This window comes from Staphylococcus succinus, from assembly GCF_029024945.1.
Taxonomy (GTDB): domain Bacteria; phylum Bacillota; class Bacilli; order Staphylococcales; family Staphylococcaceae; genus Staphylococcus; species Staphylococcus succinus.
Genome location: NZ_CP118976.1, coordinates 1,646,031 through 1,658,455 on the forward strand (window position 1 = coordinate 1,646,031; position 12,425 = coordinate 1,658,455).

The 12,425-nt window shown below is 32.2% G+C and carries 8 protein-coding genes and 2 pseudogenes; 1 reads left to right on the forward strand and 9 read right to left on the reverse strand.

Annotation, left to right across the window (positions count from 1 at the left end; all coding sequences use genetic code 11):
• Position 1: 1 nt before the first annotated feature.
• The 8 genes and pseudogenes from PYW31_RS13735 to rbfA all read right to left on the reverse strand — a co-directional run.
• Positions 2 to 1,453: pseudogene (locus tag PYW31_RS13735) on the reverse strand (DNA translocase FtsK); the annotation flags it as partial.
• Between the two features lie 170 nt (positions 1,454 to 1,623).
• Positions 1,624 to 2,452, reverse strand: a pseudogene (locus tag PYW31_RS13740) (cell division protein FtsK); the annotation flags it as partial.
• Between the two features lie 310 nt (positions 2,453 to 2,762).
• Complete coding sequence (gene rnjB, locus PYW31_RS08060; RefSeq protein WP_046836270.1) at positions 2,763 to 4,436, reverse strand: ribonuclease J2; 1,674 nt, start codon at positions 4,434 to 4,436, stop codon at positions 2,763 to 2,765.
• 385 nt (positions 4,437 to 4,821) lie between these two features.
• Positions 4,822 to 6,921, reverse strand: a complete 2,100-nt coding sequence (pnp, locus tag PYW31_RS08065) for a polyribonucleotide nucleotidyltransferase (RefSeq protein WP_046836269.1) — start codon at positions 6,919 to 6,921, stop codon at positions 4,822 to 4,824.
• Positions 6,922 to 7,073: 152 nt separating this feature from the next.
• On the reverse strand, positions 7,074 to 7,343 hold the full coding sequence (gene rpsO, locus PYW31_RS08070; RefSeq protein WP_046836268.1) for a 30S ribosomal protein S15: 270 nt from the start codon (positions 7,341 to 7,343) through the stop codon (positions 7,074 to 7,076).
• Between the two features lie 103 nt (positions 7,344 to 7,446).
• On the reverse strand, positions 7,447 to 8,418 hold the full coding sequence (locus tag PYW31_RS08075; RefSeq protein ID WP_046836267.1) for a bifunctional riboflavin kinase/FAD synthetase: 972 nt from the start codon (positions 8,416 to 8,418) through the stop codon (positions 7,447 to 7,449).
• A 13-nt stretch (positions 8,419 to 8,431) separates the two neighbouring features.
• Positions 8,432 to 9,349 carry a tRNA pseudouridine(55) synthase TruB gene (gene truB / locus PYW31_RS08080; protein WP_046836266.1) on the reverse strand — a complete coding sequence of 306 codons (918 nt, stop codon included), beginning with the start codon at positions 9,347 to 9,349 and terminating at the stop codon, positions 8,432 to 8,434.
• Between the two features lie 131 nt (positions 9,350 to 9,480).
• Positions 9,481 to 9,825 carry a 30S ribosome-binding factor RbfA gene (gene rbfA, locus PYW31_RS08085; protein ID WP_046836265.1) on the reverse strand — a complete coding sequence of 115 codons (345 nt, stop codon included), beginning with the start codon at positions 9,823 to 9,825 and terminating at the stop codon, positions 9,481 to 9,483.
• Between the two features lie 440 nt (positions 9,826 to 10,265).
• Between rbfA and PYW31_RS08090 the strand changes: the two genes are divergently transcribed.
• On the forward strand, positions 10,266 to 11,138 hold the full coding sequence (locus PYW31_RS08090; protein WP_046836264.1) for an HTH domain-containing protein: 873 nt from the start codon (positions 10,266 to 10,268) through the stop codon (positions 11,136 to 11,138).
• A 95-nt stretch (positions 11,139 to 11,233) separates the two neighbouring features.
• Here the strand turns inward: PYW31_RS08090 and PYW31_RS08095 are convergent, their stop codons facing one another.
• Positions 11,234 to 12,226, reverse strand: coding sequence for a hypothetical protein (locus PYW31_RS08095; protein WP_235602239.1), 993 nt, complete (start codon positions 12,224 to 12,226; stop codon positions 11,234 to 11,236).
• Positions 12,227 to 12,425 lie beyond the last annotated feature (199 nt).

A 12,425-nucleotide genomic window follows, 5' to 3' on the forward strand; every position in this document is an offset into this window, starting at 1 on the left:
TTTACACCTCATCACTATCTAAATCTACTAATATTTGTCTAGGTTTGCTACCCTTTTGTGGACCTATTACTTGATTACGCTCTAAATCGTCCATTAAACGTGAAGCGCGATTATATCCAATTCTAAATTGTCTTTGCAGAAGAGACGTACTCGCTTTTTGTTGCTCTAGTACGAATAGATATGCTTCATCGTACAACGTATCTTCACTTTTCGTTTCTGATTTATCTACTGGAGCATCTGGTTCCATTTCTTTTACATAGTTCGCTTTTTGTTGTTCAACAACGTAATTCACTACATCCTGAACTTCATGATCACTTAAGAATGCACCTTGTACACGCGTTCTAGTAGAACCACCATTAGCAACGTATAGCATATCCCCTTTACCTAGTAACTTATCAGCACCACCACTATCAATAATTGTTCTAGAATCAGTTTGTGAACTAACGGCAAAAGCAATTCGCGTAGGAATATTATTTTTAATTAATCCGGTAATAACATCTACTGAAGGTCGTTGTGTTGCAATAATAAGGTGTATCCCTGCAGCACGTGCCATTTGTGTAATACGTTGGATCGCATTTTCTACTTCTTTACCTGCGACCATCATTAAGTCGGCTAACTCATCCACAATAACAACAATATAAGGTAATTCAGATTGTTTTTCTTCTAGTTCCTCATTTTGTCGTCTAATCATTTCATTGTAGCCTTCTATATTTTTAGTTGAAGAATGTTGGAATAAATCATAACGTCTTTCCATCTCGGCTACAACTTTTTCTAAGGCTTGCGATGCTTTGTGGGGATTTGTCACTACTGGTATTAATAGGTGCGGTATCCCATTGTATACGTTTAATTCTACCATTTTTGGGTCTATTAACATAAGTTTTACTTCATGTGGTTTAGCATTCAGTAATATACTTGTGATAATACCATTAATACAAACTGACTTACCACTACCAGTAGAACCCGCTACCAGTAAATGAGGCATTTTATTTAATTCAACTGTAATTGGATCACCTGAAATGTCTCTACCTAACCCTACTTCTAATTTGTTTTTAGCTGGGAATTTTTCTTCCAATACTTCTTTTAAAGATACCAGTGAAATTTTATCATTCGGCACCTCTATACCTACTGCTGAACGGCCAGGGATAGGTGCTTCAATACGTACATCTTTTGCTGCCAATGCTAAGGCAATATCATTATGTAGATTCACTATTTTACTTACTTTCACACCTTGTGCAGGCTGTATTTCATATTGTGTAACTGCTGGTCCAATCTTGATTTGAGTCACTCTTGCATCTACACCAAAGTTCTTTAAAGTCGTCTCAAGTAATTGACCTTTTCTTTGTACTTCAGCTTTAGATGTCGCTTGCTGTTTGGCCGGTTGATTCAATAATGTTAATGGAGGGATCGTATAAGCTTCATTTTCCACTTCTCCAGCTTCAGAAATAGAATTTTCTATTTCATTGTTGTTGCTATTTTCTTCTTCCTGAGCTTCAACATGTTCCTCTAATGTAATCTGTGATTCGTTTGCATTTTGTTGGGATGTCATTTGATTATTTTCTTCATTTTGATCGAACAGCCTTTTAGAACGTTTACCTTTTTGTGAACGTTTAAGCTGAGTAGTATCGTCTTCATTATCACTATGTCCATAAATTGGAATCGATGACTGTTGTTCATTAGTTATATTTGAGACTTCTGGTAAACTACTTACATCTTTAGGACTATCTTGTGTTGTTGCTTGGGATGTTTGTAAGTCTTTTTCAGCTTTTTTCTCAGCCTTTACACGTGCCTTTGCTTCTTGTTTAATTTTGTTATGCTTTCTTTTTTCCTTCAAATTCTCTGAAGCATCTTTACTTTTTGCTTTCATACTTTCAAATAGCACCTTAGAAACATCACGATGTTTTTGCTTAAGCAGTAATATGATACTTGAGGCAATTAATAACATTGTTATGATAATAATACCTACAATTGAAATTAACGGGATAAATAGAGTCAATAGGTAATATCCTATTAAGCCTCCACCAAAATTCGGAAAATGAGAATGTTCATATGATTTATAAACAAATGATAAAATAGGCTCTCTTTGTGCCTGTGCTTTATTTGTAAAATAAAACACGATCTGTGTTACAAATAATAAAGCAAATTGTAATGTAATCGCACCTATTGTACGTCTAGATTTAGGTAACGCTTTATAATATGTAATAAATACTGTTCCAATTGCTACTAGGATATAAGTTAAATAACGACTCATACCAAAAAGATAATTAAAGAAACTATCAATCATTTTTCCTATAATGCCCAGTTGAAATGCACCTAATACGATTAATACAAATATAACAATGGCTAATATATATCTTAATGGACTGTCACTTTGCTTCTTTTTTTGATTACTTGTTTTCTTTCTTGTATTTGTTGTTTTTCTTTTGGTTGCCGTTCTCTTTTTCGCCTGTGCCAACTTTCACACCTTCTTTTCAACTCTGATTTCTTTTTTATACTTAGAATTTGTCATTTAAATTCCTATGTAAATAATTTCTATTTTACCCTTCACTAAAAAATACATTTTCTTACATATAAGTAATATGGTATAAATAAAGTTTTATTACATTTATTATAATAACATAAAAGAGGCAAAGACTATGATCGCTTGGAGTGAATTTAAAGGTTGCATACTTGTCATATTTAAGCTATAACAATCAACTGCAATCTACATTTAAATATGTTTACTTAAGCGCTTGTCTTAACCTCTTTGTTTAGTAAGGACTTTATTAAATTTCAGAAATGACTGGAATTATCATCGGACGACGTTTCGTATTCTCAAATAGTAGTTTACTAATTTGATCACGCATACTTTGTTTGATTTCAGACCATTCAATTCGTTTTTCCTGTAATCCTAATTCTACTATTTCACGTACTTTTTCTTCAGCTTCGTTTAACAACGCTTCGCTTTCTCTTACATAAACGAATCCTCGTGATTGTATTTCAGGTCCTGCTGCAATACGTCTATTTTTGGGATCAAGTGTTACGACAGCAATGAAGATACCATCTTCAGCAAGTAAATGACGATCTCTTAATACGATATTACCTACATCACCTACACCGATACCATCTATAAGTACATTACCAGAGTTCACTTTTTCATTTAAAATCATTTCTTCACCATTGAAGTTAACGACATCGCCTTTTTCTACTAGGAATATTTTCTCAGGTTGAACCCCTGATTCATTCGCTAGTTTCGCATGGGCAATTTGCATTTTGAATTCACCATTTACCGGAATGAAATATTCTGGTTTCATGATATTAATCATCATCTTCAATTCTTCCATACAACCATGACTTGAAGTGTGAATCTTTTTACTGTTAGGTATAATTTCTGCACCAGCACGTACTAATTCATTTAGCGTATTACCTACAATGACTTCCATATTTGCAGAAGCAGTAATTGCTAAAAATACAGAATCACCTGGCTCAATATTCATAATTTTGTGTTTCTTTTGTGCCATTTGATGTAACGCTTCTACCGGTTCACCTTGCATACCTGTCGCAATGATAATAACTTCATTTTTAGGATAATTTTCAACTTCATTAATCGGTATTAATAAATCTTTAGGTATATCAAAATACCCCATTTTTCTAGCAATATTAAATGAACTTTCTAAAGAACGGCCTAAGAAAGATACTTTTCTATTTAATTTACTAGCTAGATTTAATACTTGTTGAATACGAATAAAGTTCGAAGCATAACAAGATACAATCAATCTGCCTTTAACTTTTGTAAATGCGTCTTTCATATGTGATTCAATGACATTTTCAGGCGTGTTGTAGCCTGGCTTTTCCGCTTCAGTTGAATCACTGATTAATGCAAATACACCATCTTGGCCAATTTCGGTCATTTTTTTCAAATCCGGTGCGTAATGGCCATGAAGACTTTGATCAAATTTAAACTCACCCGTATATACAATCGCACCATAAGATGTATGGATACAAACACCTAAACTATCAGGGATGCTATGGGTAGTATTGAAAAATGTTACATTAACTCCTTTAAAACGCATCACTGATTCATTATTTACAGTGTAGTATCTAACTTTCTTGTTTACATTACGTGCTTTCATATTTTCTTTAACTAAGCCTATAGTTAATTTAGAACCATACACAGGTGCATCGACTTGTTCTAACACATATGTAACAGCGCCTATTGCATGTTCATGTCCATGTGTTAAAAAGATTCCTTTTAACTTTTCTTTATTCTCAATGACATATTGAATGTCAGGGATAACGATATCTACGCCAAGCATTTCATCTTCAGGAAACATCAATCCTGCATCTAACATAAACATTTCATCGTCTACTTCGACGATATACATATTTTTCGCAATTTCTCCGACGCCGCCAAGAGGAATAATACGAATATCTTTATTCTTTTTCTTAATTAAACTCAAAATGTTACCTCCTATTTAAATTACCCGTCCATATATAAACTCATAGTTTATTATAAGTTAAAATAGGCTTTATGTACACTATTAAAGTAATAACTATAAATAGTTTAGGGATCTAATCCGTGCATAAACTTCTATTTTAAATAATATAAACATTAGACGTTTTATTTATATTGTTTAGTTTTTATGTATATATTGTATTAATAATTTATTATGCAATAACTCAAAAAAAGACATTTTGTTTACATATCATAAATTTTTAATACAAAAAAAGAAACTAGTGCTTATGATTTAGAAATTTCTAACGATAGAATGAATAATATTCTATCGCAATGAAGTTTCTAATCATTTACCAGTTTCTACTATAATTTAATATTTTTCAATCAAGTTATTCTGAAAGTAATGCTTTATGTGATGCATTTACGCGACCTTGCTTATCAATTTCAGTTACTTTTATTTTAAATGTGTCTCCCACTTTCAACACATCTTCAACTTTTTCGATACGTTCGTTGGCAATTTGTGAAATATGAACAAGTGCATCTTTACCTGGGAATAATTCAACAAATGCACCATATTTTTCAATACGTTTAACTTTGCCTTCATATACTTGTCCTACTTCTGCTTCACGAGTGATATCTTCAATAATACTACGTGCTTTAGCTATAGCATCTTTATCAACCGCACCAATAACAATCGTTCCATCTTGTTCAATATCAAGTTTAACTCCAGTTTGATCGATGATTTCATTAATCTTCTTACCGCCTGGACCAATAACATCTCTAATCTTCTCTGGCTTAATTGACATTGTAACAACTTTCGGTGCAAACATACTTAGTTCATTACGTGGTAGATCAATTGTTTGTAACATGTGATCTAATATTGCTAAACGTCCTTCACGTGCTTGTTCTAACGCCTCTTGAATAATCTCTTTTGTCAGACCATCAATCTTGATATCCATTTGTATCGCAGTAATACCTTCAGCAGTACCTGCAACTTTGAAATCCATGTCGCCTAATGCATCTTCCATACCTTGGATATCCGTTAAGATAGTATAACTATCATCACGTGTAACTAATCCCATTGCAATACCAGCTACAGGTGCTTTAATCGGTACACCCGCATCCATTAGTGCAAGTGTTGAACCACAAATAGAAGCCTGTGAAGACGAACCATTAGATTCTAATACCTCACTTACAATTCTCACTGTATATGGGAAATCTTTTGTATCAGGGATAACATGACTTAACGCGCGTTCACCTAGTGCACCATGTCCAATTTCACGACGTCCTGGAGAACGTACGGGACCAGTTTCACCAACTGAGTAGTTAGGGAAGTTGTAGTGGTGCATGAAGCGTTTCTGCTCTTCTTCACCTAGTCCATCAAGGATTTGATACTCGCTTAATGATCCTAATGTTAATACTGAAAGTGCTTGTGTTTGACCTCTAGTAAATAAACCAGAACCATGTGTTCTTGGTAACACTCCAACTTCTGATTCTAACGGACGAATTTCATCTGTTTTACGACCATCTGGTCTAATTTTTTCTTCCGCAATTAATCTTCTTACTTCTTCTTTAACTAAGTCATTTAAAATAGCATAAACATCTTTAATCAATGCAGCATTATCTTCGTCTGTTTCATCAACAAATGCTGACGCCACTTTTTCTTTTAATGCTTCAAGATTAATATCGCGTTGTTGTTTATCAAATGTTAATACTGTTTCTTTTAAACCATTATCTTGCGTTAATTGTTTCACTTTTTCTACGAGTGCTTCATCTTTTTCAACTGGAACAAATTCTTTTTTAACTGGCTGAATATGATCCACAATTTCTTGTTGGAATTCGACCAAACGTTGAATTTCATTATGACCAAAGAAGATAGCTTCAAGCATTTCAGTTTCAGTAATTTCACTGGCACCAGCTTCCACCATGTTCACTGCATCTTTATGACCAGCTACTTCAAGATCTAAACGGGAAACTTCTTTTTGTGCCACTGTAGGATTAATAACGTATTCTCCATCGATATAACCCACATTCACTCCAGCAATAGGACCTTGGAACGGGATATCTGAAACACTTAGTGCCATTGATGAGCCAATCATTGCAGCCATTTCTGGCGAACAGTCTGGATCTGCGCTTAATACTGTATTCATGATTTGCACGTCGTATTTGTAACCTTTAGGGAATAGTGGACGAATAGGTCTATCGATAAGACGCGCAGTTAACGTTGCTTCATCACTTGGTCTACCTTCACGTTTTTTAAACCCTCCAGGAATTTTACCTGCAGCATACATTTTTTCTTCATAATTTACCATTAATGGGAAAAAGTCACCATCACGTGGTTCCTTTGAAGCAACAGCTGTAGATAATACTACTGTGTCACCATAACGAACTAAAACAGCACCGTTAGCTTGTTTAGCAAGTTGTCCTGTTTCAATCGTTAATGATCTATTTGCCCATTCAGTTTTAAAAACTTTTTTCTCTTGAGACATTACGAATCTCCTCTCATATATCTAATAGTACTATCATATCATTTCTAAGAAATTTTTTATATTAGTATTTATTTTTTAAAATACGCTTTATAAATTATTAAAAAAGGGAAAGGACCCTTAAGGTTCTTTCCCTATCAATATACGTCAAAAGATTAACGACGAATACCTAATGATTTAATTAATTCACGGTAACGTTGAATATCTTTGTTACGTAAATAGTTAAGTAAGTGTCTACGACGACCTACCATTTTTAATAAGCCACGACGTGAATGGTGGTCTTTTTTGTGAGTACGTAAGTGTTCGTTTAATGTAGTGATTTCCGCTGTTAACACTGCGATTTGTACTTCTGGTGAACCAGTATCTGCTTCGTGTGTGCGGTATTCTTTAATTAGTTCATTTTTGCGTTCTTGTGAAATTGCCATTGTCAATTTCCTCCTTTAAATTTGATGCGCCTTTATCCGAGCAAACCGTCGGAGACTCGAACTGCCAAGGTAAAGGTGCTTAAATGTGTAATACACATTCGACTTAAATATTATATGATATTTCATCACCAAAATCAACCGCTAATAAATATTTAGCCTTTTCTTTATCCTTATTCATCTGTTCTACCAAAGGATCAATACCATCAAATTTAATTTCTGGACGTAAATAATGATGCCAATAAACTGTAACACGTTCTCCATATATATTTTCATTAAAATCAAACAGATTCACTTCAATGACTACTTGCGCTTTTGAAGGATCATGAAATGTTGGTTTAACACCTACATTGGCAACGCCGCGGTAAATCTTATCATCTGTCCCCATTTCCATACTGACAGCATACACACCATTTTTAGGTAGTACATAATCATCACTAGGTTGTACATTAGCTGTTGGAAAGCCTATTGTGCGCCCTCTCTTTTCACCTTGAACAACTGTGCCTTTAATACGAAAACGATACCCTAACTCTTCATTAGCCTTTTGCAGGTTACCTGTTTTAAGTGCTCTTCTAATTTCAGTAGTAGATATCTTTTCTGATTCAATTTCTTGCTTACTTACCGTTGTAGTATTAAATTCATCCATTTCATTTAAAATCATCATATTTCCTTTACCGTATTTACCAAAAGTAAAATCAAATCCAGCAATCACTTCTTTAACATGATTTTTAATTATATATTCTTGAATAAATTCTTCTGCATCTACACCAGCAAACTTGGAAGAAAAATTGATAACAATACAATAATCAATACCGTATGATTCTAATATTTCCACTTTGTCCTGTATCGGTGTTAAATAATCTGTACGTTTTAGTTCAGGATTTAATACAACTGATGGATGTGGGTCAAAAGTCATAACCGCTTTTTTTAAATTTGCTGCTTTAGCTTTTTCGTCTAAAGTTTCAAATACTTTTGCATGACCTTTGTGCATACCATCAAAAAATCCAAAAGCCATAGCAACGTTTTCTGTAATATATTGATCTTCTTGAATTGGATGAGCTACTTCAATCACTTTCATGCGTATTTCTCCTTTAGTTAAATACCTTTTTAGGTTTAATTTCATCTATCTTGTCTGGATGAGGCTCATAAATTGCTAACACTTTTTCACTCTCATCATCTACCATGACAACTTGAGTTTGAATTGCAGCATTAAACTCACTTTTATAAAACTTTTGTCCATTCAAAATCTTAGCTTTTATCGTCTTATCAGTTATCATTATTTGCGGTAAACCTTTCAACCCATATTCTATCGGAAATAATTTTCTTTGTAACGCTTCATGCTCATGTAATTCTGCAATATCGCTTAAACTATAACTGTGATTTAAATCAAATCCACCACTTTGTGTTCTTGTAAGTTTAGACATGTGTGCAGGTAAATTTAAAGCTTTTCCAATATCTGTTGCCAGTGTTCGAATATAAGTCCCTTTTCCACATTCTACTGTTATATCAAACTGACAAATATCATTGTCAAAATGAAGGTCAGAGATACGCTTAATGTTTATAATGTTCACCTGCCGTTCTGGTCGCTCTACTGTTTCATTATTTCTTGCATATTCATATAACTTTCTTCCATTAACTTTTACTGATGAATACATTGGTGGAATTTGTGTGATTATACCTTCAAATTGTTTTAAAACTTCATCAATTGCTTCAGGAGATACCTCACTTTCAGAAACAGCTTTTTGTTCTAAGGTATCCCCCGTTTGATCTTCTGTTGTAGTACTTATACCAAGTGTTACAGTTGCTTCGTAAGATTTACCCATTTCCATAATATAGTCACTAACCTTCGTAGCACTACCTATACAGATAGGGAGCACACCTGAAACTTCTGGATCTAAGGTTCCAGTGTGTCCAACTTTTTTAGTTTTTAAAATTTTCCTTAATTTAAATACTACATCATGACTCGTTAAACCACGCTCTTTATATACAGGTAAAATACCGTTATACATCCTTTTACGCCACCTTCAAAATCTCTTTTTATACTTTAACTTCATCTTAACATGACTTACACACGTTGAGTTATGTAAAAAAAACTGAAACAGAAAATCTTGTTAGATTTTGTTCCAGCTTAATCATTATATTAATCTTTCTTATGCAAGTCTTGGATCATTCTTTCTATTTTGTTACCGTAGTCGATAGATTCATCATATTCAAAATTCAAATCAGGTACGATACGCAGTCTCATTCTAGAACCAAGTTCAGACTTAATAAACCCTTTAGCTTTTTCTAAACCTTTAAAAGTATCTTCTTTTTGTTTTTTATTTCCTAATACTGTTAAGAATACCGTTGCGATAGATAAGTCATTCGTTAATTGAACATCTGTAATTGTTAAAAATCCAATTCTAGGATCTTTTACCTTATTATTAGCGATATCCATAATTTCTTGTTTCATCTGCTCGCCAACACGCTCCGCTCTCATATTCATTGTTTTCACCTCACATTATTTTTTGTCCGAGTTAAGCTTCCTTACTAAAAGATTATATGATAGTTTATTTCACAACGTCAAACAAATTTTACCAAAGCCGGTTACTATAAAAGATTTTCTCATATTCTATTTTAAATTGACCGTAATATATATATTTTTTAATTTTTATTACACTTAGGCAAAATTTTAATTCCTATCTGTTGTATAATAAAATGATTTTTCATTAAAACGTTATATTTTAAATTTTATATTGCCTAACTGTTAGTTTTTTATGCTTAACTGTTATTAAGTTATTTTAATCCTTGTATGTAACAATAATCCACAAGTTTATAAAATAAATATTATAAAGTGTTACGCATTTCGTCGATTATAATGGTATACTATAACACTAATAAGCTATTACTATCTTTTATTTTCACAATTTTTAGGAGCGTGTATGATTGGAAAAACCAGAACGTCTATTATATATTTACACTCGTTTTTTAAATGGAAAAACTTTAAATAAAGAAAAACTTGCGCAAGACTTAAAAGTAAACGTGCGTACAATACAAAGAGATTTAAGTGATATTAATCATTTTATATATGAAGATCACGAGTGGCAAGGACTCGAAGGTAAAATTATTTATGATTACGATTCGGAACATCATCGTTTAAAAGTAGATAGATATAAGTTTCGAAACAATAGGTTACTTAATTTATTATTTAGAATGAAAAGTTTTACGCCAGTCATTCATGAAGATACCTATAACCTCATCAGAGGTCTCAATGCAAATTCTAACCTTGCCGAAAAATTATTATCTAATAAGTTATTAAGTCAATTTAAAATCTATCGTGAAACTAGCAATTCGACATTTATTTTTAGAATTCAATTAGCTATCGAAAATCAAAATTTCATCTCATTACAAATCAGCCCAAAACAACGTATAAAAGTCATCCCTATCTACACAAGATATTTTAATCATCAATATTGGTTTAGTTACTTATATCAAAACCAGGCTCATAGTATGAAAGTTTCATCAATATTAGATTTAGATCAAATAGAAGAAATGTTCGATCAAGATATATTTTTCAAAACAAAAAGTGCAACTTTATTAGTAAGTGATGAACTTTGGTCTGAATTTTATGAACAATTTATAATTATTCATAAAGAGCAGAAACATAATGGAACACTTGTAGATGTCATAGTTTCAAAAGAAGAATGTCTGCAAATTGCTTACGATTACCCACAAGATATTATTTTGCTAAAACCTCAAACATATGTTGATGATTTTAAAACAAAAATAAGAACTTTGTTTGATAACTATAATATATAACTTATTTTAACCTCAATAAAATAAGTAAAAGCTTACAGTAACACCCAACACATAGGTATTACTGTAAGCGATTCACTTAAATGTTTCTGTTTTAATTATTGATAAACCTCATTTTTTTGTATCAAACACATTTTCTCATAAAAATCAGAGTTTCCATTTTCTCGTTCTTCTTTCTTTTGCTTATTCCATTTATAAAATTCTTTTTTAGATAATTCTTCTTTTTTGCATAATCGATGTTTGTATTCTTTATAACTTAGTACATTACCTAAAGTAATATGTCTGTTTTGTTTTGAAGCAAGAACAAATAAATTATCTTTCAAACACTGACATAAGTCATCATTCGTATAGTTTCTTAATATAGAGATAAACAATTCTTCTTCACTCACAATATAGATACGCTTTTTATTGTCATTTAATATTTTCAACAGTAAGTCAAATGTCTGACACTGAGATGGCAAATTATGATTAATTGTTAAAAAGTCTTTCGGTATCCCTGCCGTATGACCTGTTTGATAAGGAAAGAAATTTAACACCATGACTCTGTTAGGGTTAATATTAAATCGCTTTAGTGTTGATGAGTTGCTATATAAATACTTCATAAACCATCGATGTTTATCAATATATGGTAAAAATAGTTTTTCATTATCAAATGTTAATCTCCCCTGTATATCTAAGAATATTCTTCTACGATATTCTATTGCTACTGATTCGGGTAAGTCCACACCATAAGTTTTAAAATCATTTTCTGGTTGTTTTTTTAACAGCACTATATCAGCTAACTCTGGGTTACCGAAATATGGTCGAGCAATTGCTGGATTAATATCTTTTTGTTCCATCATCACAACTTGTCTATTTTTATTGATTGTTATTTTACCATTAGCAAAATCTATCATTTTTTTAAACCTTGGAATTTGATCAAAATCATCACCAAAATGCTCTTTTAAGTACGCTAAATCTTGCGGGTGTAAAAAAGCAGTTGTGTCATTACTTTGTACAATTTTTTCCAGCGTCTCTTCATCATAGATAGTGTTATATTGACTAAAATATTCTCGCCAAAATTCGTTTATATCTTTTAAATATTCATCCATCAGGTATAACCTCCTATTTCTCCATTGTATATAAACACATAGACAGCTAGTGTCAATTGTATAAAGAGACGCAATTTTACTATAATCTTTTTATTTAGTTTCTAACTTTTAAAAAGGGCATAATTATTATAAAAATATGCTGTAACATATACCAAGTTCAATCTTTATTTAATCCATTTCCACATAAAATAGTTGAATT

What these genes read in the sequence shown, in the direction of transcription:
- pnp (WP_046836269.1), bottom strand. Translation starts at nt 6,921, where the DNA reads ATGTCTCAAGAGAAAAAAGTTTTTAAAACTGAATGGGCAAATAGATCA.
- rpsO (WP_046836268.1), bottom strand. Translation starts at nt 7,343, where the DNA reads ATGGCAATTTCACAAGAACGCAAAAATGAACTAATTAAAGAATACCGC.
- PYW31_RS08075 (WP_046836267.1), bottom strand. Translation starts at nt 8,418, where the DNA reads ATGAAAGTGATTGAAGTAGCTCATCCAATTCAAGAAGATCAATATATT.
- truB (WP_046836266.1), bottom strand. Translation starts at nt 9,349, where the DNA reads ATGTATAACGGTATTTTACCTGTATATAAAGAGCGTGGTTTAACGAGT.
- rbfA (WP_046836265.1), bottom strand. Translation starts at nt 9,825, where the DNA reads ATGAATATGAGAGCGGAGCGTGTTGGCGAGCAGATGAAACAAGAAATT.
- PYW31_RS08095 (WP_235602239.1), bottom strand. Translation starts at nt 12,226, where the DNA reads ATGGATGAATATTTAAAAGATATAAACGAATTTTGGCGAGAATATTTT.